This is a genomic window from Actinoplanes sp. NPDC049599 (assembly GCF_044465625.1).
In the GTDB taxonomy this organism is placed as follows: domain Bacteria; phylum Actinomycetota; class Actinomycetes; order Mycobacteriales; family Micromonosporaceae; genus Actinoplanes.
In genome coordinates this window covers 71,554-94,190 of sequence record NZ_JBITLX010000035.1, presented here as the reverse complement: position 1 = coordinate 94,190, position 22,637 = coordinate 71,554, and the positions used below count along the sequence as shown (strand labels likewise).

Genomic DNA, 22,637 nt, shown 5'->3' with positions numbered 1-22,637 from the left:
GCCGCGATCTGGCACAACTGGCGCATCAACGCCGACGTCAAGCGTTCCTTGATCGCGTACGACCACTGAACTCATAAGGAATCACTCGTCTAGAGTGCGCGTGTGCCCCCGTTCCCCGTCGTGTACCGGTGGACGCTGGGCGTCTTCCTGCTCGTGGTCGTCGCGACCTGGTGGCATCCGCCGCACCCGGTCGAGCAGGCCATGCACCACTCGCTCACCGTGCTGGGGCTGGCGGCGCTGCTGCTCGTGCAGCGCCGCCGGCCGCTGCCGTACGCGTCGTTCCTGCTGATCCTGATCTTCCTGGTGCTGCACTCGGTGGCGGCCCGGTGGATCTACTCGTTCGTGCCGTACGACGAGTGGACCCGGGTGCTGTTCGGGTTCCGCCTCAACGAGCTGGCCGGCTGGCAGCGCAACAACTTCGACCGGCTGGTGCACCTGTCGTACGGCCTCTGCTTCGGTCCCGTGCTGTTCCGCCTGCTGCGGGACGGCGGGCGGCGGATCCGCTGGGCGGCGGTGGTGGCGGTGGACGTGGTGCTGTCCACGAGCGCGGTCTACGAGCTGTTCGAGTGGGCCATCGCGATGACGCTGGCGCCGGACGCGGCCGAGGCCTACAACGGCCAGCAGGGTGACATCTGGGACGCGCAGAAGGACATGAGCCTCGCCACGGGCGGGGCGGTGGTCGCGGTGGCGGTTGCCGCGCTGGTCGCGTACCGGCGGGTGGCCGCGCGGCGCTGAGGTGGGCCAGATCACAGGGTGCAAACGCACCACCGGCACCGACACTGGCCCGATGGAACCTCGCGTGCACCCGGTGCCCTCCACCGACGGCATCACCCTGACCGTCGAGGAGTACGGCTCCCCCGGCGGCTCGGCCACCGTGGTGTTCCTGCCCGCGCTCGGGGTGCCGGTGGCCTACTACCGGCCGCTGTTCCGGGCCTGGGTGGCGGCGGGGCGGCACGTCGTCGGCGTCGAGCTGCGCGGCATGCCGCAGAGCCCGGTCGCCGACCTGCGCCGCGACTCGTTCGGCTACGCCCACCTGGTGCGCGAGGACCTGCCCGCGGTCTTCACCGATCCCGCGGTGGCCGGTGCGGCCAAGGTCGTGCTGGTGGGCCACAGCCTGGGCGGTCAGCTCGCGCTGCTGTCGGGCGCCGCCGGCACGGTACGCCCGGACGCGGTCGTCACGCTCGGCACGGGCACGAGTTCCCCGCACGCCCGCCGCGGCCGGCTGGCCCGGGCCCAGCGCGCCGCCGGGGTCCGGTTCGTCGGCGCGGTGACCTGTTCGCTGGGCTACTGGCCGGGGCACCGCCTCGGGTTCGCCGGCCGGCAGCCGCGCACGCTGATGTCCGACTGGGGCTACGAGGCCCGCCACGGCCGCTACCGGCTGCGCGGCGACCGGACCGACTACGAGGCGGCGCTGGGTGCGCTCACCGTGCCGGCGCTGCTGGTCGACATCGCGGGCGACCGGATGATCCCGCGGGCGGCCGTCGACCACCTGGCGGCCCGGCTGCCGGCCGGTGTCGGCCGGGCCACGATCGACGCGGTGCCCGACCACTTCCGCTGGGCCCGGCGCTCGCCGGAGAAGGTCATCACCGCCGTCGAGGGCTGGCTGCGCACCCACGGCCTCTGATCAGCCGCGGCGGGCCAGCAGCGCCAGCCGCACCCGGTTCGGGCTGTCGGTCTTGGTCATCAGGCTGGTGATGTGGGTCTTCACCGTGGTCACCCCGATGTGCAGCCGGTCGGCGATCTCGGTGTTGGACAGCCCCTCGGCCACCAGATCCAGCACGTCGCGTTCGCGCGCGGTCAGCCCGGCCACCGGCGGCGGCGTCTCCACCCGCGCGGTCACCGCCCGGCGGACCAGCCGTTGCAGCACCTCCGGGCTGAACGGGCTGTCCCCCGCCGCGGCCCGCCGGATCCCGTCCAGCAGCTCGACCGGCGGCGCGTCCTTGAGCAGGAAGCCGCACGCCCCCGCGGTCAGCGCCGGATACAGATGGTCGTCGTCGCCGAAGGTGGTCAGCACCACGACCCGCGCCGCCGGCCGTTCCGCCAGGATCCGGCCGGTGGCCGTGATGCCGTCGACGCCGGGCATCCGCAGGTCCATCACGATCACGTCGGGGCTGAGCCGGGCGGCGAGCGCCACCGCGTCCCGGCCGTTGCCGGCCTCGCCGACCACGGTCAGGTCGGCTTCGGCGTCGCAGAGCATCCGCAGCCCGGCCCGGATCAGCGGCTGGTCGTCGACGAGCAGCAGCCGGATCACGCCGACTCCATGGTCGGCTGGGCGGCCGGCAGGGTGGTCGCGACGCGCCAGCCGCCGCCGACCGGTCCGGCCGTGAGCCGGCCGCCCAGCACCTCGACCCGCTCGCGCATCCCGGTCAGGCCGTGGCCGCCGCCGGACGGCAGCCCGGGCGCCACCCCGCCCCCGTCGTCGGTCACCGACCAGCTCACGTCGCCGTCGTGCACCTCGACCCGCAGGCTCGCGCGGGCGGCCGGGCCGGCGTGCCGGGCCACGTTGGTCAGCGCCTCCTGGGTGAGCCGCAGCACCGCCAGCGCGCGGACCACGTCCAGCGAGCCGGCCTCCGGCGCGATCGACGCGTCCACGGTCAGCCCCGCCCGCCGGGCCGTCTCCACCGCCGCCTCGAGGGCCTCCGGCAGCGCGCCGGGCTCGATCGCGGTCAGCGCGGCGTCCGTACGCCGGATCGGGTCACGCAGCACCGCGACCAGCCGGCGCAGGTCGGCCAGGGCGGCCGTGCCGGTGCTGTGCACGTCGTCGAAGACCTCGGTCACCCGCGGGTCCGCGTCCGGCAGCACGTGCCGGGCCACGCCGACCCGCAGCACCATCGAGGCGACGTGGTGGGCGACCACGTCGTGCAGCTCCCGGGCGATCGCCGAGCGCTCGTCCGCCCGGGCCGCCCGGTTCTCCGACTCGGCCCGGCGGGTGGCCTGCACACCCAGCTCCCGGGTGGTCCGGATGACCATGCCGAGCAGCACCGGCACGCCGACCACGACGAACAGCCCGTAGATCGCGGCCAGCACCGACCGGTCGCCCAGGGTGAAGGCCAGGTAGACCGCCGACACCAGGCCCGCGCCGGCCCAGATGTGCCAGGGCCGGGACGCCGCCATGGCCACTTCGAGCAGGATCCAGCTGGCGCCGACCTGGTTGATCGTCGTGTCGTCGAGCAGCAGGAACGCCGGCACCAGCAGCAGGACCTGGGCGGGCAGGCCGACCAGCGGCCGGCGGTGGAGGACCAGCGCGCAGGCGAACGCCGCCACCGCGAACAACCACTGCGCCCGGGTCGTCTCCCGGCCCGCCTCATGGCCGAACAGCAGATAACTCAGGCCGCTGAGGTCGAGCAGCACCATCCGCACAAGCGTGTCGCGTGCGTCGAAGAGCCGTCCCGCCCATCCCACGATGCTCACCCTAGGCGCTCGCGACGCTCGGGTACCGGGTGCGGACCAGCAGGTAGGCGAGCAGGCCCAGCGGGCCGAGCAGGATGGTCAGCAGCAGCACCGGCGCCATGACCAGCGCGGGCACGCCGCGGTCCCGGCTGTCCAGCCAGGACCAGCGGCCCACGAACAGGTCGAAGGCGATCATGTGGGCCCAGCCCGCCGCCGCGCCGTCGGCCGTGCCGAGCAGCTCCCGGACCCCGTCGAGGGTCGGCGACGCGACGGCCGGCAGCACCTCGCCGAAGGCCGGGATCACCAGCACCGCGTAGATCAGCACCACCGGCAGCACGATCAGCGGGGAGGCGATGATCCGCCGGGTCCAGGACCAGCCGGGCAGCAGGATCATCAGGGCCCAGAACGGCGCGGCGACCGCGAACGTGAGACCGAACAGCACCCCGGTCATGCGCGTGCTCCCTTCGACCCGTCGGGCTCGATCATGCCGCCAGCTCCAGGGCGGGCCGGCGCCGGGTCACGACCAGGGTGGTGGCGGTGGCGGTCGCGGCGGCGAGGGCGGCCCAGGCAGCGAGCGTCAGGGCGTCCGGCTGGAGCAGCGGCAGGCCGCGCAGGGCCTGCCAGGTGAGCAGGACGGTGAGGATCCCGTACGCGATCCCGCCGACCGTCAGCAGCCGGATCCGGGTGAGCTGGTCGTGCCGGTTGCCGAGCAGCAGGGCCAGCAGCGGCAACGCCTGCAGCGCGTGCATGCCGACGAAGTGGCCGATCCGCAGGTCACCGCCGGTGGTGCTCCAGCCGAGCACCGGCAGCCCCGGGCCGCCGTCGGGTGCGCCGACGGTGTGCGCGTACTGGTCGGGCTGCACCATCGGGACGGCCACCAGCGTGCCGAGCAGGAACAGGCCGAGCCCCCAGCGGACCGCGTGCGCGGACACCCGGTCGGCGATCCGCCGGCGCAGCACCACGATGCCGAACACCAGGTGCGCAACGAACAGCACCATGATCGAGGTGCTCATCACCTGCCACAGCGCGGCGTTCAGCGGGGTGGTCTCGTTGTAGTGGCTGGTCTGCCCGCGGATCACCTGGGTCACGATGACGACCATCTCGGCCAGCGACACGGCCACCAGCACGGTGGCGGCCCGTTCCGCGACCCGGCTGCGCCGTTCCAGCAGCGAGAGCATCCAGGCGAGGGTGAGGGTGTAGAGGACGAAGGACACCGCGAACTTGAACGGCTTGAGCCAGATCGGCGCGCCGGTCAGGACGCGCGGGTCGGCGAGGGCGCCGATCGCCGCGACGAGGGCGAGAACGGCCATCGCGGCGGCGAAGATCGTCAGCGGGCGGTGCCAGCGCAGCACGTTTGTCATGCCCTGATGCTGTCGGCGCCGGCCGGCGTCTGCGCCCACCTGCGGGCCGGTCCGCCGGCCGCCGGTCGGAGCCCCTCTCCTCCCTGGGTAGGAGGTCGCCATACTGGGCGCGTGAACGAGGTGGTGTTTCCCCGGGCCGCGGACGGCCGGCGCAGCGGTTCGGCCCTGGGCCGGGCGGTGGTCGCGGACGCGTTGCGGGTCGCGGACCCGGCGGCGGCCGCCGCCGCGGAGCGCGAGAGCGACTGGCGTACGGGCTACCTGCCGCACTTCCGCGCGCTGGTCGAGGCGGGGCTGGACCACGGCTACGACATCGCCCGCGCCGGGCTGGAATCGGCGCTCAGCCGGATGCGGGTGTCCCGGGAGGCCGGCGAGATCCCGCTCGGCGAGGTGTTCGACACGCCGGCCCGCCCGCTGGAGACGGTCACGGTCCGCGGCGACGGCAAGCCCGAGCAGGAGCTGATCGTGCCGTACCGGGGTGAGCTGCTGCGCGGTGACGCCCTGCTGCGCCGGCTCGACCGCTGGGTCGAGCAGGGCACGATCGAGCCCTCGTGCGCCGCGGCGGTCCGCGAGGTCGCCGCCGAGCCGGACTGGCTGGACCTGTCCGACCAGCGGATCGTGGTGCTGGGCGCGGGCGCCGAGATGGGACCGCTGCCCGCGGTGCTGGCCTGGGGCGGCACGGTCATCGGCGTCGACCTGCCCCGGCCGCGGGTGTGGGCCCGGGTGGCGGCCACCGCCCGGCAGAGCGCGGGCACGCTGATCGCGCCCGGCGCCACCATCGAGGCCGCGGGCGCGGACCTGCTGACCGAGCTGCCGGCCGTCGCCCAGTGGCTGCTCGGCTTCGAGGGCCGGCTGGTGCTCGGCAACTACGTGTACGCGCCCGGCGAGGCGTACCCCCGGCTCTCGGCCGCGGTCGACGCCCTGTCCGGGCACGTGCAGCGGGAGCGACCCGGCACGGCCCTGGCGTTTCTCGCCACCCCGACGGACGTCTTCGCCGTGCCGGCCGCGGCGGTCGCGCAGGCCACGGCCCGGTACCGGGACCGGCGGGCCGCCGCGAAGCTGCTCGCCACGGTCTCCGGCAGCCGGCTGCTGCAGCCGAACTACCCGCCGGGCGCCGACCCGGGCATCGCCGACAGCCTGGTGCCCCAGCAGGGCCCGAACTACGCGCTGGCCAAGCGGATCCAACGCTGGCGCGCTTCGGTCGCCCGGCACGACGGGACCACGGTGAGCCTCACGGTCGCGCCGCCGACCCGGACCCGGTCGGTGACCAGCAACCGGCTGCTCGCCGCCGCGTACGCGGGCGCGCACCTGTTCGGCGTGGAGATCTTCGAGCCGGCCACCAGCAACCGGCTGATGGCCGCGCTGCTGGTGCACCAGCTGCGCAAGCCGCGGCCGGCGGCGCCGGCCGCCTGGACGGACGAGGCGATCGGCGCGGCGCACGGCGGGCTGTGGCGGGTCGCCTACCAGCCGCGGACGGCGCTCGGGCTGGCCGCGGTGCGCGGGCTGCCGGCCACCCTGCGCCGGAGCTGACCCGGGCGCGGACCGGCCGGCGTTTCTCGCCGCCGCCCGGGGCCGGCCGCCGGGCCGTCAGGTAGGCCGGCCGCCGGGCCGTCAGGTAGGCCGGCCGCCGGGCCGTCAGGTGGGCCGGCCGCCGGGCCGTCAGGTGGGCCCGCAGCCGGGCCGTCAGGTAGGCCGGCCGCCGGGCCGTCAGGTGGGCCCGCCGCCGGGCCGTCAGGTGGGCCCGCAGCCGGGCCGTCAGGTGGAGCTGCCGACCAGCAGCGCCGCCAGGTCGTCGCGGGTCGGTCCGGGTGGCACCGGTGGCCGCCAGCCGCCCGCGAAGATCTCCCGGGCCCGCGGCTCCACCTCGGCCAGCGTCGCGGGCAGCGCGTCCATCGCCAGGTACGGCCCGACCACCGCCATGAGCGCCGGCTCGGCCTGCGCCGCGTCGACGATGTGCCCGGAGGTCAGCGGCCGGGACAGGTCCACGTCCTCGCCCGCCCACTGCCGCACCTGGTCGGCGTCCCAGGCCAGGTGGTCGTCGAACCAGGGCTTGATCCGCTCGGCGCACCACCGGTCGAACTCCAGCGTCACCGCCTCCGGGTCGGTCGGCGCCCGGTCGATCAGCGCGATCAGCTGCTGGGCCTGCTGCAGGGACGTGGTGATCCCCCGGCCGCTGGTCGGGTTGGTGGTGCAGACGGCGTCGCCGACGTGCACCAGACCCGGCAGCGCGACCCGGCCGTGCTCGTCGAGCTGCCCGCGGTAGGTGTTGCGCAGGTTGCCGCCGACCAGCACGCCGCTGACCGGGCGGGTGCGGGCCGGATCGGTCCACACGTCCAGCCCGGGTATCGCGCGCATCGCCGCCTCGAACGCGCCGGTGACGCGCAGGCCGGCCAGCTCGCGGTCGGCGCTGGGCCGGGCCAGCACCACGTTGATGCCGCGGTTGTCCTGCAGGAACGCGGCGAAGAAGTAACCGTGCATCCGGGCGATCAGGCCGATCGGGGCGTTCACCGGGCCCGGCTCGGCGCCGGGCAGCAGGGCGTACGGGCGGGAGACGTAGGCCAGGCCGCAATCGGCGCCGAGCCCGGGCGCCCGCAGGTCGGTGCCGATCCGCCCGGCCCGGCCGGAGGCGTCGAGCACGAGCTCCGCCGGCAGCTCCACGCCGTCGACGAGCAGGCCGGCCGCCCGCCCACGGGACCGCAGGACGGCGTCGGCGTGGCCCACGGCGAACGTCACGCCCGGTTCGGCCACCGCGGCGGCGCGCAGCACCCGCTCGAAGGTCACCCGCCCGCAGTGCATGCCGACCATGAGCTCCGGGTGCGTGTCGTCGGCCGGCACGACGGCCAGCTCCGCCCCGGCGGCGAGCAGGGCGTCGATCAGGTCGGGCAGCTCCGCCCCGAGGATCTCGACGATCTGCTTGCGCAGCCCGTGCGGATGGTGGAACTGCATGACGCCCCGCCGGGGCCACTCGCCGCCGGGCGCCGGGCCGGGGTCGCGGTCCACGATCGTCACCGCGTGGCCGCGGCGGGCCAGGGCGATCGCCGCGAACAGGCCGGTGGGTCCCGCACCGGCGATGGCTGTGTCCATCGGCCGAGAGTAGGAGCCGGGAACCGGGTGACGCTCGCCCTGAGTCGGTATCCCGTCACGGGATATACCCTCGCACCATGGAGATCGCCGGGATCGTCCTCGCCGCGGGCGCCGGGCGCCGCTACGGGATGCCGAAGGCGCTGGTCCCGTACCGGGGCAGCTTGCTGGTGCACCGCGCGGCCGGCGTGCTCCGGGCGGCCGGCGTCACCGAGACGGTGGTCGTGGTGGGCGCGCAGGCCGGCCGGGTCCGCGCGGTCGCGCCCGAATTGACCTGTGTCGACAATCCGGACTGGGCCACCGGGATGGCCTCGTCGCTGCGCGCCGGCCTGGCGGCGGTGGCCGCCGGCCCGGCCGACGCGGCGGTGGTCCTGCTGGTCGACATGCCCGGCGTCACCCCCGCGGCGGTACGCGCCATCGCCGCCCACGCGAGCCCCGACGCCCTGGTGCTGGGCGGGTACGGCGACCGCCGCGCGCACCCGGTGCTGCTCGGCCGCGAGCACTGGGCGGGCGTGGCAGCCACCGCGACCGGCGACCGTGGCGCCCGCGACTACCTGCGCGCACACGCCGATCAGGTCCGGGTCGTCCCGGTCGGCGACGTGGCCGACGACACCGACCTCGACGTACCGGAGAAGGTGACCGACCGTGCGTGACGTCCTGGCCGACCTGGTCCGCTGGTGGCGCGACGGCGAGGTGGCCGGCCTGGCCACCGTCACCGCCACCTGGCAGAGCGCGCCCCGGCAGCCGGGCGCGGCGATGCTGGTGAGCGCCGACGGCACCGCGGTCGGCAGCGTCTCCGGCGGCTGCGTCGAGGGCGCGGTCTACGAGCTGTGCCAGGAGGTCGCCGAGTCCGGCCTGCCCCGGACCGTGCGATACGGCATCACCGACGACGACGCGTTCGAGGTCGGGCTCCCCTGCGGCGGCACCATCGAGCTGTTCGTCGAGCGGGCCGGCTTCCCGGAGCTGCCGGTGCTCGCCGAGGCCGTCGCCGCGGACCGGCCGGTGGCGCTGCTGACCTGTGTGGAGGGTCCGCCGGAGGCGCTCGGCCGGCACCTGGTCGTCACCGGCGATACCCGGCACGGCTCGCTCGGCGGGGACCGGCTGGACGACGCGGCCACCGACGACGGCCGCGGGCTGCTCGCCGCCGGGCGCACCGGGCTGCTGCACTACGGACCGGCCGGCGAGCGCCGCGGCGCCGGGGTGACCGTGCTGGTCACCTCGTTCGCGCCGGCCGCCCGGATGATCGTGTTCGGGGCCACCGACCACGCCGCGGCGGTGGCCCGGATCGGCGCGTTCCTCGGCTACCGGGTGACGGTCTGCGACGCGCGGCCGGTCTTCGCCACCCCCCGGCGCTTCCCCGAGGCCGACGAGGTCGTCGTCGACTGGCCGCACCGCTACCTGGCCGCGGAGGCCGCCGCCGGGCGGATCGACCCGCGCACCGTGCTCTGCGTGCTCACCCACGACCCGAAGTTCGACGTGCCGGTGCTCGAGGTGGCGCTGGAGCTGCCGGTCGCGTACGTGGGCGCGATGGGTTCCCGGCGCACCCACGACGACCGGCTCAAGCGGCTGCGCGAGACCGGCCTCGCCCCGGCCGCGATCGACCGGCTGGCCTCGCCGATCGGTCTCGATCTGGGGGCGCGCACCCCCGAGGAGACCGCGGTCAGCATCGCGGCCGAGATCGTCGCGGTGCGCTGGAACGGCACCGGCGGGCGGCTCACCGGCACCGCGGGGCCGATCCACTCCTGAGCGGTGGTTGGATGGCCGCGTGCTGCATTTGCGGATCATCGTCCCGCCCGCCCGTACGGCGGCCGTCCAGGAGCTGCTGACCGGCAACGAGGCGGTGACCCACGTCGTCGTGCTGCCCGGCGCCGCCGTCCAGCCCACCGGGGACCTGATCTTCTGTGACGTGGTCCGGGAGGGCGCCAGCGCGATCATCGAAGGGCTGCGTGAGCTGCACGTGGACCGGGACGGTTCGATCATGCTGGAGAAGGTCGACACCACCCTGTCCGCGGCCGCCGATCGGGCCGAGCGGCGGGTGCCCGGCCTGGGCGTGGACGCCGTGGTCTGGGAGGAGGTCGAGAACGCCACCGCCGCGGAGTCGGAGCTGTCCGGCGCCTTCCTCACCTTCATGATCGTCGCAACCGTGCTGGCCGGCATCGGCGTGCTGCTCGACCAGCCCATCCTCATCGTCGGCGCGATGGTCGTCGGCCCCGAGTTCGGGCCGCTGGCCGCGCTCTGCGTCGGCGTGGTCAGGGGGCGCTCAGCGCTGATCCGCCGGGCCCTGCTGGCGCTCGTGGTGGGCTTCGCGGTCGGCATGCTGGTCACCGTCGCGACCACCTGGGCGCTGACGGCCCTGGACCTGGTGAACAAGGACATGCTGCTCGGACCCCGGCCGCTGACCAAGTTCATCTGGCAGCCGGACGCGCTGAGCTGGGTGGTCGGCTTCCTCGCCGGGGTGGCCGGGATGCTGTCGCTGACCTCGGCGAAGGCGGGCACCCTGGTGGGCGTGCTGATCTCGGTGACGACCGTGCCCGCCGCCGCGAACGTCGCGGTGGCCGTCGCCTACGGCGTGACGAACGAGGCCGCCGGCTCGGCGCTGCAGCTGCTCATCAACGTGGCCGCGATCATCGCCGCCGGGGTGCTCACGCTGAGCGTGCAGCGGTTCGCCGGCCGCCGCCGTCAGCCGGCGCCGAGGTAGGCGCCCAGCTCCCGCAGCGAGGTCAGCCGGTGCGCCTCGCCGGCCGGCCCGCGCCCGTGCCGATCCAGGTGTACGGCCGACAGCCCGGCCGCCCGCGCCCCCAGCACGTCCAGCGCGTGGTCGTCACCGACGCTGAGCACCTCGCCGGGCGCGTACCCCCAGCGGGCGCAGGACTTCAGGAACGCCGCCGCGTGCGGCTTGGCCGCCCCGAGGTCGTCGACCGCGAAGACCGGCCCGGCCAGCTCGGCGAGGCCGGTGCGCTCGAGCTTGCGCAGCTGCTGGCCGCGCGAGCCGTTGGTCAGCACGGCGGTGGCCAGCCCGGCCGCGGCGAGCCCGGTCAGCGCACCGGCCGCGTCGTCGAAGGCCCGCCAGGCGTCCTCGTAGTGGGTCACGTAGCCGGCGAACGTCTCGTCCAGCTCCGCGTCGGTGCCGCCGGTGCCGAGGAAGTCGCGCAGCCGGCGGCGGCGCTGCTCGGCGAAGCTGATCCGGCCGTCCCGCCACGCGAGCAGGTGCTTCTCCTGCACGGCGGCCCAGCGGACGATCGCGGCCTCCGTCGGCACCAGGCCGATCGTCGGCAGCCAGCCGCGCAGGCCCGCGGCGGCCGCGCTCTCGTGGTCGACGAGGGTGCCGTCGAGGTCGAGCAGGACACCACGCAGTTTCACGACCGAGATCCTAGACTCGGCGGGTGGACATCACGCCGATCACCCTGGGCACCTGGCCGACCCCGCTCGAGGCGGCACCCCGGCTGGGCACCGCGCTCGGACTGGACGAGCTGTGGCTCAAACGGGACGACCTCACCGGCCTGGGCGGCGGTGGCAACAAGGTGCGCAAGCTCCAGTACACCTGTGCACAGGCGCTCCAGGCGGGGGCGACCACGCTGGTCACCACCGGTGCGGCGCAGTCGAACCACGCCCGGCTCACGGCCGCGGCGGCGGCCCGGCTGGGCCTGGAGTGCGTGCTGGTGCTCGGCGGCGCCGAGCCGCCGGCCCCGCGCGGCAACCTGATCCTGGACGAGCTGGCCGGCGCGCGCATCGTGTGGGCCGGCGACGCGCCGCTCGACGAGGTCGCGGCCGCGCAGAAGGGCTACGTCATCCCGTTCGGCGGCACCTCGGCGGTCTCCGCACTGGGCTATGTGGACTGCGCGAGCGAGCTGACCGCGCAGCTGCCCGACCTGAGCACCGTGGTGGTGGCGGTCGGCTCGGGCGGCACGATGGCCGGGCTGGTGGCCGCGCTCGGCCCGAGCCGGGTGTTCGGGGTGGACACCGGCGCGCTGCCCGACGCCCGGGGCACGGTGGCAGCGCTGCTCGACGCCATGGGCGTACCGGTCCGGCCGGAGCAGCTGCAGATCGACGGCTCGCACGTGGGCGAGGGCTACGCGACCCTGACCCGGCCGGTCGGCGAGGCGCTGAGCCTGGCGGCGCGCACCGAGGGCCTCTTCCTCGACCCGATCTACACCGGGCGGGCGCTGGCCGGGCTGCGCGCGAGCCCGCCGGACGGCAAGATCGTGTTCCTGCACAGCGGCGGCCTGCCCGGGTTGTTCGGCCACCCCACGCTCTGCTGAGCGCTCAGCACGAACGGGAGCGCAGCCGGCGCAGCATCCGGGCGTCGGCGAAGCCGACCGCGTGGGCCGCCGCCTCGACCGTCGCGCCGTGCCCGATCAGGTATTCGGCCCGTTCCACCCGCAGCACCTGCTGGTAGCGCAGCGGGGTGCGGCCGGTCGCGGCCTCGAACCGGCGGGTCAGCGTCCGCTCGCTGACCCCGGCCGCGCGGGCCAGCTCGGCCAGCGGCAGCGGCTCGGCGAAGCTCGCGTCGATCCGGTCCTGCACCCGGTGCACGGCGTCGGAGAGGTGCGCGCGGTGCCGCAGCATCGCGCTGGCCTGCTGCTCGTCGCCGTTGCGCCGGGCGTAGACCACCATCTGCCGGGCCACCTGCGCGGCCACCGCCGGGCCGTGCCGGACCGCGACCAGGTGCAGCGCGAGGTCGATGCCGCTGGCGATGCCCGCCGAGGTGATCACCCGGTCGTCGGCGACGTAGAGCACGTCGCGGACCACCGTCGCCGCCGGATAGCGCCGGGCCAGCTCGTCCTGCACGTCGTGGTGGGTGGTGCAGCGCCGGCCGTCCAGCAGGCCCGCCCGGCCCAGCGCGTCGGCGCCCGCGCAGACGCTGGCCACCGTGCCGCCGGCGGCGTGGTGGGCGGCGAGCCGGGCCAGCGTCGCCGCCGTGAGGTGGCCGGTGCCGGGCAGCTCCGCCGCCCGCCAGCCGGGCACCACCACCAGGTCGCCGGGGCCGAGCTCCGGCCAGGCCGGCTCGGCGCGCAGCGTGATGCCCTGGTGGGTGGGCACCTCCGGCTGCTCGGCCACGTAGGCCAGCCGGTAGGGGTGCCCGTGGTCGGCCACGGTCGAGAAGACCTGGGCGGCGCCCGCGAGGTCCAGCAGGTGCAGCTGCGGCACCAGGACGAAGACCACCTGATTCACGATCCGGTCAAGCTCCCGGTCAGCTCGGCGACGGTGCGGACGGTGGCGAAACGGCCGGCGAGTGCGTACTCGGTGCGGGTCACCACGTCCTCGGCTGCCAGCGTACGCGGGTCGGCCAGCAACTCGGCGACGGTCTGGCCGGCCGGGGCGTCCCGGTGCGGGATCGGGAAGGTCGCGGTCGCGTCGGTGACGAAGGTGACCGCGTAGCCGAGGTCGGAACCGACCCGGGCGGTGGTCTCGACGCACTGCTCGGTGCGGATGCCGCAGACGGTCAGCTCGCGGATCCCGCGCTCGGTGAGCAGCTGCTGGAGATTGGTGGTGGTGAACGCGTTGTGCGAGGTCTTCGTGATGATCGGCTCCCCGGCGGCCGGCACCAGCTCGGCCACCACCCGGACGTGGCCGCGGGCCGGGTCGAAGTCGCCGCCGCTGCCCGGCTCGGCGTGCAGCACCCAGACGACGAGGTCGCCGGCGGCGCGGGCGGCGGCGACCAGGGTGCCGGCCCGGTCCACGACGGCGGGGTTGGAGACGGCCTGCCAGAGCGGCCGGACCCGGAAGGACTCCTGGACGTCGATGACGACGAGTGCATTGGTCATGGCACCCATCCTGGCCGCCGGGACGGCGCCGGGGTAAGGCACTGAACCGACCAGGACCGGAACGATCCGGTCACGCCGGCCCGGGTCGTGACCACCTTCGGGCTGAGCTACCGCGCCAGCAGGGCGAGCAGGGCCGGCGAGGCCCGGCGGAGCGTCTGGCTGCCGTCGGCCGCCTGGGCCAGCAGCCGCCGGCAGCCGTCCAGCTCCACATAGAGCTGTCCGGCCCCGAAGTGCAGCACCGCGAACCGGCTCGCCGGGGTCGTGCACGGGCCGGCGGCCGCGGCCGACTCGATCTCCCGCCGGGCGCCGGACCACTGCTCGTCGCTCAGATAACGGCCGGAGACGAAGTCGCCGGCGGGCTTGCCGGTGCGCTGCTGCTCGGCCGGCACCCGGTAGACGCAGAGGCGGACCGGCTCCGGGCCGTCGAAGCCCGGCGGCACGACCGCCGCCCGGCCCGAGTCGGCCCCGGCCCCGGCCCCGGCCACCCACACCATGTCCGACCACTGCTGGCCGCACCCGGCCGCCGCTGCCTCGGACGACTCGATCTCCCTGACCGGCCGGCCGGCGACCGGGGTCAGGCGCAGGCCCTGCACGGCGTTCCGAACCTCGGACCGGACCTTGCCGCACTCGTCGGCGGGCAGGCCCGGACGCACCCAGCGGCCCCGCGCGTCGAGCAGCACGAAGAACGGCGGCAGATACAGCTCCAGGGTGCAGGCGCCGCCGGAGAGCCGTTCGTCCGGCAGCCGCAGGGCGGTGACCAGGGCCGTCACGTCCTCGGCGCGGCTCTCCGTGGCGACGAGATCCTGGCCGCCGTCGGTGCGGCGCAGCGGGGCCGACGAACACACGACCGCGGCGACCGGCTGGAAGCTGTCGTCGAGCCGGGGCAGCGTCCCGGCATCGGCGGGCCCCGGCAGGCCCGGCCCCGACGGGGTCGGCGCTTCGGCCGCACAGGACGTCCAGGCCGGTTCGATCTTGAGCTGTCCGGCGGGTGGCGCGGGCGCTCCCGACCCACCGCCACAACCCGCGGACGCTGCCAGCACTGCCGTCATGACCAGTAACAACACACCGAACCGGCGCATCGGGCACCTCCATCGCCGTTCCTGGGACGTCGGCGGCCGGGCGCCGGTTCCCCCCGCGACCTTTCCCGGCCGACGCTAGTTGATCACGGTATGCGAAAATTGTCAGTATTCACGGCTCTGCTCTGCGCCCTGGCCGGCGGCGCCGTCGCCACCGCGTCTCCGGCCGCAGCCGTCAGACCCCGCACCCAGGCGACACCGGCGTTCAACAGCACGGTGTGGGCGATCGCGTTCCGCGGTGACGTGGTCTACGTCGGCGGGTCCTTCACCACGGTCACCTTCCGGGGGCGGAGCTTCCCGCGCAAGCGACTGGCCGCGCTCAACGCCCGTACCGGGGCAGTGCTGCCGTGGCAGCCGACCGCCAACGGCACCGTCCGCGCGCTGGCCGTCGCGGGCACCGCGGTGTACGCCGCAGGCGACTTCGACACGATCTCCGGGCAGCGCCGCGACGCCGTGGCCCGCCTCGACGCGCGCTCGGGCCGGGTGTCCCGCTTCGCGCACCGGGTCTCCGGGTCGGCCGCCACCCTCGCGATCGGCAACGGCCGGGTGTACGTGGGCGGCAGCTTCTCCAGCGTGGACGGTGTGCCGCGGCGCAACCTGGCGGCGTTCTCGCACGGCACCGGCGCCCTCGACCGGTCCTGGCGGGCGGGCACCGGCGGGCACGTCCGGTCGCTGGCGGTCACCCGCCGCCGGGTCTACCTGGGTGGCGACTTCCACCGGGTCAACGGCTCCCGCGCGGCGGACCGGCTGGCCGCCGTGCACTCGTCCACCGGCGCGCTGATCACCGCCTTCCGGCCGAAGGCGCCGGCGAACGTGATGGACGTGGCGGTCGACGCCCGGGGCGTCTACACCGCGACCGGCGGACCGGGCGGCCGGGCGGTCGGCTACTCGGCGTCCGGCGGCGTGCGCTGGACCCACCTCTTCGACGGCGACGTGCACACGATCGCCGTGATGGGCGGGGTCGCCTACGTCGGCGGCCACTTCGACCGGTCCTGCCGGCGGACCAGCACGTTGCGCCAGCTCGGCTGCCTCGGCGGCTACACGCCCCGGGTCAAGCTGGCCGCGCTGGACGGGCGGGGCCGGCTCACCGGCTGGAACCCGCGGGCCAACGGCACGGTCGGCACCCACGTCCTGACCACCTACCCGGCGCGGAAGCGGATCGCCGCGGGCGGCGCCTTCACCCGGGTCGGCGGCGCGGGGCGGGAACGCTTCGCCCTCTTCGGCTGACCCGGCACCGGCTCGCCAGGTGCGGTGCGAGTCGCGCCCGGCCCGCCGGCCCGGATCACGGGGTGCGGTGCGCGCGCCGCACCCGCCGACCGGATCGCCAGGCGCGGTGCGAGTCGCGCCCGGCCCGCCGGCCTGGATGGGCAGGCGCGGTGCGGGCCGCGCCCGGCCCGCCGGCCGGATCGGCGGGGTTATCGGGCGACGTCGTCCGTGGCCGAGAGCAGTGTCGCGAGGTCCGCGCGGGACGGCAGGCCCTCGCAGTCGCCGGGCACGGTCACCGCGAAGCCGCCCACCGCCACCGCCGTCGCCAGCCGTTCGGCGGCTTTGGCCCCGGCCAGCCGGTCCGCCAGGTAGCCCGCCACGAAGGCGTCCCCGGCCCCGACGGAGTCGACCACCGTCACCTTCAGGGCCGGCAGCGCGTACCGCCGGCCGTCGATCAGGGCGGTGCAGCCGCGCGGGCCGTCCTTGAGCACCACCTCGGCCGGGCCGAGCGCGGTCAGGCCCTCGGCGAGCTGCTCGGTCGCGCCCAGCACCAGCGCCGCCTCCTCCGGGCCCGCGAAGACCAGGTCCGCGCGGGACACCAGGTCGCGCAGGACCGGCGCGGCGTCGAAGCGGGACCACAGCTTGGCGCGGTAGTTCACGTCGACCGACACCGTCACCCCGGCCGCCCGGGCGGTCTCGACCGCGTGGAACACCGTCGCGCGGGCCGAGTCGCTCAGCGCCGGCGTGATGCCGGTGACGTGCAGGATTCCCGCCGACTCGAGCAGCGCGGCCGGCACGTCGGCCGGGGTGAGCCGGGAGCCGGCGCTGCCCGCGCGGTGGTAGTCGACGTGCAGCAGGCCGGCCGTGCGGCGGTACTTGACCATCAGGCCGGTGAAGGCCGGGTCGCGCAGGGCCACGGTGTGCACGCCCTCGGCGCGCAGCCGGCGCTCGATCAGGTCGCCGGCCGCATCCGGGCCGATCCGGCCCAGCCAGGTCGCCGTGCCGCCCAGCCGGGCGACGCCGATCGCCACGTTGCTCTCGGCGCCACCGATGCCGAAGTGGAAGCCGCGGGCGTACTCCAGGGCGCCGATGCCGTCGGCCGCGACCAGGCCCATCGTCTCGCCGAGCGTGACCAGGCCGCCGCTCATGAGCGGGCGAAGGCAACGGCGTCCGCGGCCCGGCGGGCCCGCACCGCGAGCTGGGCCAGGCTGCCGCCGGTGGCGGCGTCGCCGATCAGCGGGCCGCCGAGGCCGACCGCGACCGCGCCGGCGTTGAGCCAGGTGGCGATGTCGGCGATCTCGATGCCGCCGGTCGGCATGATCCGCACGTCCGGCAGTGGCCCGCGCAGGTCCTTGAGGTAGCGCGGGCCGACCGTGCCGGCCGGGAAGAGCTTGACCAGCGGCGCGCCGCCCCGGCTGGCGTTGAAGATCTCGGTGGGCGTGAAGGCGCCCGGGTAGACCGGCGCCGGGAAGCCGTCCAGCGCGGGCACGTGGACCGGCGACACCAGGAACGCCGCCCCGGCGTCCACGCTCGCCTTGGCGTCATCGAGGGTGAGCACCGAGCCGGCGCCGAGCGCGACCTCGGCCGGCAGCTGGCGGCGCAGCCCGGCGATCGCCTCGATCGCGCCGTGCGAGGTGAGCGTCACCTCCAGCGCGGTGATGCCGGCCTCCACGAGCACATCGCTGACCGCCGCGAAGCAGTCCGCGGTCGGCGCGCGCAGCACAGCCACCACGCCGCTCCGGACCACCGCCGCAGTAACCGACATGTCTGACATGGACGCCTCCCCAGCTACCATCGTCGATGGCTCCATCATCCCCCGGGGCGGTGGAGATCATCCAGTGACCCGGGACTCCTTGCTCCGCGCCGCCGGCACACCCCGCCGGATGTACGACCGCAGCCCCCGCGACGGCGGCTCCGCCGGCGGCGGGGGCGCGACCGCGTTGATCCCGAGCTCCTCCCGGATCGCCGCCTCCAGCTGCTGCATCACCAGCGGCACGTGGCCGAGCATCTCGCGGACCGACTTCTCCGGGTCGACGCCGGGCGGCGGGGTGGGTCGCTCGCCGTACAGCTTCTCGATCAGCAGGTGCACGGCCAGCGCGGCGCTGCGGACCGGCCCGGAGGCCAGCAGCCGGACCTGCATCAGGGCGGGCCCGACGGCATCCACGTAGGCGAACGGCCCGGGCGGCGGCTGACCACCGTCGTACGCCGCGCGCAGCCGGTAAGTCGCCCGTTCGAACTCGGTCAGCAGGGCGATGTAGGCCTCCTTGCGCTCGGCGTACCACCGTTTGGTGCGCTTGGCGCGGCTGCGGGCGTACTCGTCGCGGGCCGACACGAGCAGCGTCACACCCGCTCCGGCCAGGGCAAACACGACGGCGACCAGGGGTAACGCCCACCAGGGGATCTCAGACACCCGCCAACGGTAGCGATGCCGGGCCGCCGGGCACCGGGCGAGGGCCGGATCGTGACCTGGCGTCCGCCGGATGCGGCCGATGGGCCAGGTCGGCGTCGATCGCGGCCAGGGCGGCCTCGACCACCTGGCCACCGCTGAGCGCCGCGGCCCGCCGGCGGGCCGCCTCGACCCCGGCCGGACCCAGCCGCTCGGCGACGGCCGCCCGGGCCCGGCCGAGCCGGGCCGCCTCGGCCGGATAGACGCACGCGGCCGGCAGCGCCGCGTCGACCAGCGCGGCGGTGTCGTCGGCACCGATCCGGGCCAGCAGCACGACCAGGTTGCGCAGCGCGGCCATCTGGAGGGTGTTGTTGCCCGCCTCCCGCCACAGCAGCAGCACCTCACGGAACGCCCGCAGCGCGGCGGCCGGGTCGGCGTGCCGGGAACGGATGGCCACCGCGGCGGCCGTGGACGCGCCGACGAACAGCCGGTTGTCCACGCCGCGGGCCAGCTCGGCGGCCTCGTCGAGCAGGTCCAGCGCGCGCCGCGGGTCAAGATCGCCGAGCGCCTCGCCGAGGGCGTACCGGGCGATCGCGCGGCCGGTCGGGTTGCCGGTCAGGTCCGCGACGTCCAGCGCGGCCTCCCCCACCGCGACGGCCTGCTCCGCGCGGTCGGTCCAGGCCAGCGCCAGCGCCTCGCCGGCCAGCCCGGAGGCGCGCACGGCCCCGTCGGTGGCGAGCGTGGTCATGGCCCGGTAGTGGCTCAGCGCGGCGTCGCCCTCGCAGCGGACCAGGGCGATGTCGCCGAGCACCTCGTGGACGGCCGGGTCGGGCGGGGCCGCGGCCAGCAGGTCACGGGCGGCGCCGAGGTCCCCGTTACCCCACGCGTGAGTCGCGGCCGCGGCCAGGGCGCCCGCCGACTTCCCACCCGTGGCCGCGTAACCCCAGGCCAGCACCTCGTAGCGCTGGCCGTGGTAGCCGTACCGGTAGAGGGCCGAGGCCAGCCGCCCGATCAGCGCGGGCTCGTCGCGGGCGGTCTCCACCGCCTGCCGCAGGTCGGGCAGCAGCGCGTCCAGGTCACGCGCGGCCTCGGCCTCGGCGGGCCCGCGCAGCGCGAGGTCGAGCGCCTCCGCCACCGCGACCACCGCCTCGGCGTGCCGGCGGCGAAGATCGTCGGCCGCCGGATGCTGCCGGACATAGGCCCGCACGGTCTCCAGCAGCCGGAACCGCGCCGGCCCGGCCCGGCTGACCAGCGACCGGTCGACCAGCGCGGCCACCGCCGCGGCGACCCGGGAACGCGGCAGCGCGGCGTCGGCGACCACCGCCTCGGCCAGCGCCAGCGTGAACGCGCCCGCGAACACCCCGAGCCGCACCAGCACCCGCTGCTCGTCGGCGCCGAGCAGCCCGAACGACCAGTCGACCACCGAGCGCAGGGTGCGCTGCCGGGACGCGCCGGTGCGCCGCCCCCGGGTCAGCAGATCCAGCCGGTCGTCGAGCCGGTCCCGCAGGCCGGCGACGCCGAGCGCCGGCGCCTGGGTGGCGGCGAGCTCGATGGCCAGCGGCAACGCGTCGAGCGCCGAGACCACCGCGCCGACGGCGGCGGCCTGGACCGGATCGTCGAGATCAACAGCGCCGTCGGCCCGGTCGGCGAAGAGCGCGGCGGCCGCGGCAGCGGGCAGCGGCGGCAGCAGCAGCACCTGCTCACCGTCGATCCGCAGCCGCTCCTGGCTGGTCACGACGATCCGGGCCGCCGGGTCAGCGGCCAGGATCGCCTCGACCACCTCGGCGGCCGGGGCGAGCACATGCTCACAGTTGTCCAGCACGAGCGCTCGCCCGGATCCGGCGGCGATGGCCCGGACAAGATCGTCGCCGGGGCCCGGGCGGGCGCCGATCCCGGCGGCGACGGCCTGCAGGAAGTCGTCGCGGCCGCGGACGTCCGCCGCGTCGACCCAGGCCACGTCCCGGTCCCGGAACGCCTCGGCGACCAGCCGGGTCTTGCCGACCCCGCCCGGCCCGGCGACGGTGCTCAACCCGGCGGCGGCCAGCAGCGCGGTCCGCTCCCGGTCGCGCCCCAGAAAAGACGAAAGATACCGGGGTACGTCCACAGCCCCGCCCCGCCCCGACGAAGCGGCCACCGCGACCACCCCGGGCCGTTGCGCCGCCGCCGGGCCGACCGGCGGGTCGCCCCGCAGCAGCGCGGTCTGCAACTCCCGAACCGCCGGCGACGGATCAAGCCCGAGCACGTCAACAACCGCCTCGGCATGCCGGCGCAACACGGCGCCGGCCTCGGCGGCGGGCAGCAGCCGGGCCAGCACGAGCACACCCCGCTCCCAGCACGGATCAGCAGCGACCTCAGCCGCCAGCCGCGCGGCCACGCCGAGCGGCGGGGTCCCGCCCAGCCCCCTCTCACGACCCCACCCGGCGTCTCCCCACCCGCTACCTCGCGGCCCACTGCCGGGCGGGTCGGTGTCGGGCGGCCCGCCGCCTGGTGGGTCGGTGCCGGGCGGCCCACCGCCTGGTGGGTCGGTGCCGGGCGGCCCACCGCCTGGTGGGTCGGTGCCGGGCGGCCCACCGCCTGGTGGGTCGGTGCCGGGCGGCCCACCGTCGGCCGGACTACTGCCGGGCGAGCCACGGCCGGAAGCGCCGCCGCCGGATGGGTCGGTGCCGGGCGGGCCACCGCCGGGCCGGGCGGGGTCGGGCAGGGGGAGTTCGGCGCGGTCTGCCAGGGCGGTGCGGTGGGCCGCGCCGAGCCGGGCCGCCCAGCCCGCCAGCGGCCCCGCCGGGAATTCCGGCAGCGCCGGCCCCCGCCACAGCGCCAGCGCCCCGTCCAGCAGTTCCGCCCGCACGACCGGGTCGGCGCCGGACCGGGCCTGCTCCACCAGCCGTTCGAAGCGGAGCGCGTCCACCTGCTCCGGCGTCACCGCCAGCCGGTACCCCGCCGGCTCGTGCCGGATGGCGCCCTCCGGCAGGGCCGCACGCAGCCGGGCCACGTGGGACTGCAGGCTGTTGCGGGCCGACGGCGGCGGGTCCTCCGGCCAGAGCGCGTCGATCAGCCGGCCGACCGCGACCGGCCGGCCGGCGTGCAGGGCCAGGGTGGCGAGCACGGTGCGCTGCCGTGCGCCGGCCACGACGCACGGTCCGAGGGGGCCGTCCACCTCGAACGGCCCGAGCACCCGTACCCGCATGTCCTGACCCTAGGGCGAGCCGGCACCTGATCGCCGTCGCCTTTCCGGCAGTACCGGTCAGCCGCGCAACCGGTAGAACCGCCAGAAGTCATTGGTGATGTCGAGCACCTCGGGCCGGGTGAAGCCGGCCGCCCGCGCCCAGTCCAGCAGCGTCGAGGCCCGCAGCACCGTGCCGTTGGCGACGTCCGAGCTCTCTGCCCGGGTCGCGGGCAGGCAGTGCAGCACGCTGAAGGCGTACTGGAGCCGCTCGATCTCGCCGGCCGGCGCGGTGAACGTGTCCGAGACCCGCTCGTCGCCGATGAACACGCTGCCGCCCTCGGCGAGCGCCGCCCGCGCGGCCGCCAGCACGCCCACCGGGTCGGCCATGTCGTGCAGCGCCTCGAAGATCGTCACCAGGTCCACGCCGGCGTCGGCCGGCGTGGCCGCGTCGCCCAGCGTGAAGCTCACCCGGTCGGCCACCCCGGCCTCGGCGGCGTTCCGCCGGGCCTCCGCCACCGACGCCTCGTCGAGGTCCACCCCGCGCACGGTGATCGCCGGGTACGCCAGCGCCAGCGCCACCGACGAGTGCCCGACCCCGCAGCCCAGGTCCAGCACCCGGGCGCCCGGGGTGGCGCGCAGCCGCTGGTCGATCTCGGGCAGCCCGGGCAGCCACTCGCCGGCGAGCTGGTGGGTGAACATCGGCCGGTTGAACGCGGCGATGCCGTGCCGGATGTGCCGCCCGTAGTCGGCGTAGGAGACCCCGCTCCCGGTCCGGAACGCCTCGGTGACGGCCGGGTAGGCGAGGCCGACCCCGAGCGCGAACTGGCCGGCCGTGCCCAGGAACGCCGGCCCGGTCTCGTCCAGCAGCACGGCCGCGACCTCCTCGGTCAGCGCGAACAGCCGGCCGTCCGGGTCGTCGCCGGCGGCGGTCAGGAATCCCGCGGCGGCCTGCTGTTCGAGCCACTCGCGCGCGTAGCGGGCGTCGATGCCGGCGGTCTTGGCCAGGTCGGACGCGGTGCGCCGGGTCCCGCGCAGGGCCCGGTAGAGGCCGAGCTCGCGGCCCAGCTCGACGGTGAACAGCTCGGCCGCCCCGATCAGGGCGCCCAGCAGGCGTTCCGCGGTCTGCTCAGAAGTTGTCATGGCACCACCGTGCACCGCGCCGCTTGTGGTTCGCGTGCAGCGCGCGTGCGGCTCTTGACCTCAACCGGGCTT

General features: G+C 76.0%; 22 protein-coding genes. 8 read left to right on the top strand and 14 right to left on the bottom strand.

What is annotated here, in order from left to right; all coding sequences use genetic code 11:
* Window positions 1-102 precede the first annotated feature (102 nt).
* Window positions 103-735 carry a DUF2238 domain-containing protein gene (locus ACIBQZ_RS38215; protein ID WP_396093805.1) on the top strand — a complete coding sequence of 211 codons (633 nt, stop codon included), beginning with the start codon at window positions 103-105 and terminating at the stop codon, window positions 733-735.
* A 52-nt stretch (window positions 736-787) separates the two neighbouring features.
* Window positions 788-1,624, top strand: coding sequence for an alpha/beta fold hydrolase (locus tag ACIBQZ_RS38210; protein ID WP_396093804.1), 837 nt, complete (start codon window positions 788-790; stop codon window positions 1,622-1,624).
* Here the strand turns inward: ACIBQZ_RS38210 and ACIBQZ_RS38205 are convergent, their stop codons facing one another.
* The 4 genes from ACIBQZ_RS38205 to ACIBQZ_RS38190 are packed head-to-tail and all read right to left on the bottom strand — an operon-like array spanning window position 1,625 to window position 4,751.
* Window positions 1,625-2,251, bottom strand: a complete 627-nt coding sequence (locus ACIBQZ_RS38205) for a response regulator (RefSeq protein WP_396093803.1) — start codon at window positions 2,249-2,251, stop codon at window positions 1,625-1,627.
* On the bottom strand, window positions 2,248-3,354 hold the full coding sequence (locus ACIBQZ_RS38200; RefSeq protein WP_396093802.1) for a sensor histidine kinase: 1,107 nt from the start codon (window positions 3,352-3,354) through the stop codon (window positions 2,248-2,250). The genes ACIBQZ_RS38205 and ACIBQZ_RS38200 overlap by 4 nt, the downstream gene beginning before the upstream one ends.
* Window positions 3,355-3,412: 58 nt before the next feature.
* Window positions 3,413-3,841, bottom strand: coding sequence for an ABA4-like family protein (locus tag ACIBQZ_RS38195; RefSeq protein ID WP_396093801.1), 429 nt, complete (start codon window positions 3,839-3,841; stop codon window positions 3,413-3,415).
* 31 nt (window positions 3,842-3,872) lie between these two features.
* On the bottom strand, window positions 3,873-4,751 hold the full coding sequence (locus tag ACIBQZ_RS38190) for a hypothetical protein (protein WP_396093800.1): 879 nt from the start codon (window positions 4,749-4,751) through the stop codon (window positions 3,873-3,875).
* Window positions 4,752-4,862: 111 nt separating this feature from the next.
* On the opposite strand from ACIBQZ_RS38190, the gene ACIBQZ_RS38185 reads away from it, so the two are divergent.
* Window positions 4,863-6,278: a hypothetical protein gene (locus ACIBQZ_RS38185; protein ID WP_396093799.1), complete on the top strand. Its 1,416-nt coding sequence runs from the start codon at window positions 4,863-4,865 to the stop codon at window positions 6,276-6,278.
* Between the two features lie 225 nt (window positions 6,279-6,503).
* Here ACIBQZ_RS38185 and ACIBQZ_RS38180 read toward each other — a convergent pair whose 3' ends face one another.
* Window positions 6,504-7,832, bottom strand: a complete 1,329-nt coding sequence (locus tag ACIBQZ_RS38180) for an FAD-dependent oxidoreductase (RefSeq protein WP_396093798.1) — start codon at window positions 7,830-7,832, stop codon at window positions 6,504-6,506.
* 77 nt (window positions 7,833-7,909) lie between these two features.
* On the opposite strand from ACIBQZ_RS38180, the gene ACIBQZ_RS38175 reads away from it, so the two are divergent.
* The 3 genes from ACIBQZ_RS38175 to ACIBQZ_RS38165 are packed head-to-tail and all read left to right on the top strand — an operon-like array spanning window position 7,910 to window position 10,527.
* Window positions 7,910-8,482 carry an NTP transferase domain-containing protein gene (locus tag ACIBQZ_RS38175; protein ID WP_396093797.1) on the top strand — a complete coding sequence of 191 codons (573 nt, stop codon included), beginning with the start codon at window positions 7,910-7,912 and terminating at the stop codon, window positions 8,480-8,482.
* Entirely contained in the window at window positions 8,475-9,575 is a 1,101-nt protein-coding gene (locus ACIBQZ_RS38170; protein ID WP_396093796.1) for an XdhC family protein, read from the top strand. The genes ACIBQZ_RS38175 and ACIBQZ_RS38170 overlap by 8 nt, the downstream gene beginning before the upstream one ends.
* A gap of 19 nt (window positions 9,576-9,594) precedes the next feature.
* Entirely contained in the window at window positions 9,595-10,527 is a 933-nt protein-coding gene (locus ACIBQZ_RS38165) for a DUF389 domain-containing protein (RefSeq protein ID WP_396093795.1), read from the top strand.
* On the opposite strand, the gene ACIBQZ_RS38160 is transcribed toward ACIBQZ_RS38165, so the two are convergent.
* Window positions 10,509-11,189, bottom strand: coding sequence for an HAD family hydrolase (locus ACIBQZ_RS38160; RefSeq protein WP_396093794.1), 681 nt, complete (start codon window positions 11,187-11,189; stop codon window positions 10,509-10,511). The genes ACIBQZ_RS38165 and ACIBQZ_RS38160 overlap by 19 nt on opposite strands.
* A 23-nt stretch (window positions 11,190-11,212) precedes the next feature.
* Here ACIBQZ_RS38160 and ACIBQZ_RS38155 point away from each other — a divergent pair, with 23 nt between their 5' ends.
* A complete protein-coding gene (locus ACIBQZ_RS38155) occupies window positions 11,213-12,088 on the top strand; it encodes a pyridoxal-phosphate dependent enzyme (RefSeq protein ID WP_396093793.1) in 876 nt (291 codons plus the stop codon).
* 4 nt (window positions 12,089-12,092) lie between these two features.
* Here the strand turns inward: ACIBQZ_RS38155 and ACIBQZ_RS38150 are convergent, their stop codons facing one another.
* The 3 genes from ACIBQZ_RS38150 to ACIBQZ_RS38140 all read right to left on the bottom strand — a co-directional run bounded on the left by ACIBQZ_RS38150 (window position 12,093) and on the right by ACIBQZ_RS38140 (window position 14,673).
* On the bottom strand, window positions 12,093-13,001 hold the full coding sequence (locus ACIBQZ_RS38150; RefSeq protein ID WP_396093792.1) for a GlxA family transcriptional regulator: 909 nt from the start codon (window positions 12,999-13,001) through the stop codon (window positions 12,093-12,095).
* Window positions 12,998-13,594 (bottom strand): isochorismatase family protein, encoded by a 597-nt coding sequence (locus ACIBQZ_RS38145; RefSeq protein ID WP_396093791.1) that lies wholly within the window; start codon window positions 13,592-13,594, stop codon window positions 12,998-13,000. The genes ACIBQZ_RS38150 and ACIBQZ_RS38145 overlap by 4 nt, the downstream gene beginning before the upstream one ends.
* Window positions 13,595-13,701: 107 nt before the next feature.
* Entirely contained in the window at window positions 13,702-14,673 is a 972-nt protein-coding gene (locus tag ACIBQZ_RS38140; RefSeq protein WP_396093790.1) for a hypothetical protein, read from the bottom strand.
* A 99-nt stretch (window positions 14,674-14,772) separates the two neighbouring features.
* Between ACIBQZ_RS38140 and ACIBQZ_RS38135 the strand changes: the two genes are divergently transcribed.
* On the top strand, window positions 14,773-15,897 hold the full coding sequence (locus tag ACIBQZ_RS38135) for a hypothetical protein (RefSeq protein ID WP_396093789.1): 1,125 nt from the start codon (window positions 14,773-14,775) through the stop codon (window positions 15,895-15,897).
* 188 nt (window positions 15,898-16,085) lie between these two features.
* Here the strand turns inward: ACIBQZ_RS38135 and ACIBQZ_RS38130 are convergent, their stop codons facing one another.
* The 5 genes from ACIBQZ_RS38130 to ACIBQZ_RS38110 are packed head-to-tail and all read right to left on the bottom strand — an operon-like array spanning window position 16,086 to window position 22,565.
* On the bottom strand, window positions 16,086-17,024 hold the full coding sequence (locus ACIBQZ_RS38130; protein ID WP_396093788.1) for a sugar kinase: 939 nt from the start codon (window positions 17,022-17,024) through the stop codon (window positions 16,086-16,088).
* Window positions 17,021-17,650 carry a bifunctional 4-hydroxy-2-oxoglutarate aldolase/2-dehydro-3-deoxy-phosphogluconate aldolase gene (locus ACIBQZ_RS38125; protein WP_396093787.1) on the bottom strand — a complete coding sequence of 210 codons (630 nt, stop codon included), beginning with the start codon at window positions 17,648-17,650 and terminating at the stop codon, window positions 17,021-17,023. Before ACIBQZ_RS38125 ends, ACIBQZ_RS38130 begins: the two co-directional genes overlap by 4 nt.
* Before the next feature lie 57 nt (window positions 17,651-17,707).
* Window positions 17,708-18,286 carry a hypothetical protein gene (locus tag ACIBQZ_RS38120; protein ID WP_396093786.1) on the bottom strand — a complete coding sequence of 193 codons (579 nt, stop codon included), beginning with the start codon at window positions 18,284-18,286 and terminating at the stop codon, window positions 17,708-17,710.
* A complete protein-coding gene (locus ACIBQZ_RS38115) occupies window positions 18,279-21,446 on the bottom strand; it encodes an AfsR/SARP family transcriptional regulator (RefSeq protein ID WP_396093785.1) in 3,168 nt (1,055 codons plus the stop codon). The genes ACIBQZ_RS38120 and ACIBQZ_RS38115 overlap by 8 nt, the downstream gene beginning before the upstream one ends.
* 57 nt (window positions 21,447-21,503) lie before the next feature.
* Window positions 21,504-22,565, bottom strand: coding sequence for a class I SAM-dependent methyltransferase (locus ACIBQZ_RS38110; RefSeq protein WP_396093784.1), 1,062 nt, complete (start codon window positions 22,563-22,565; stop codon window positions 21,504-21,506).
* Between the last annotated feature and the right edge of the window lie 72 nt (window positions 22,566-22,637).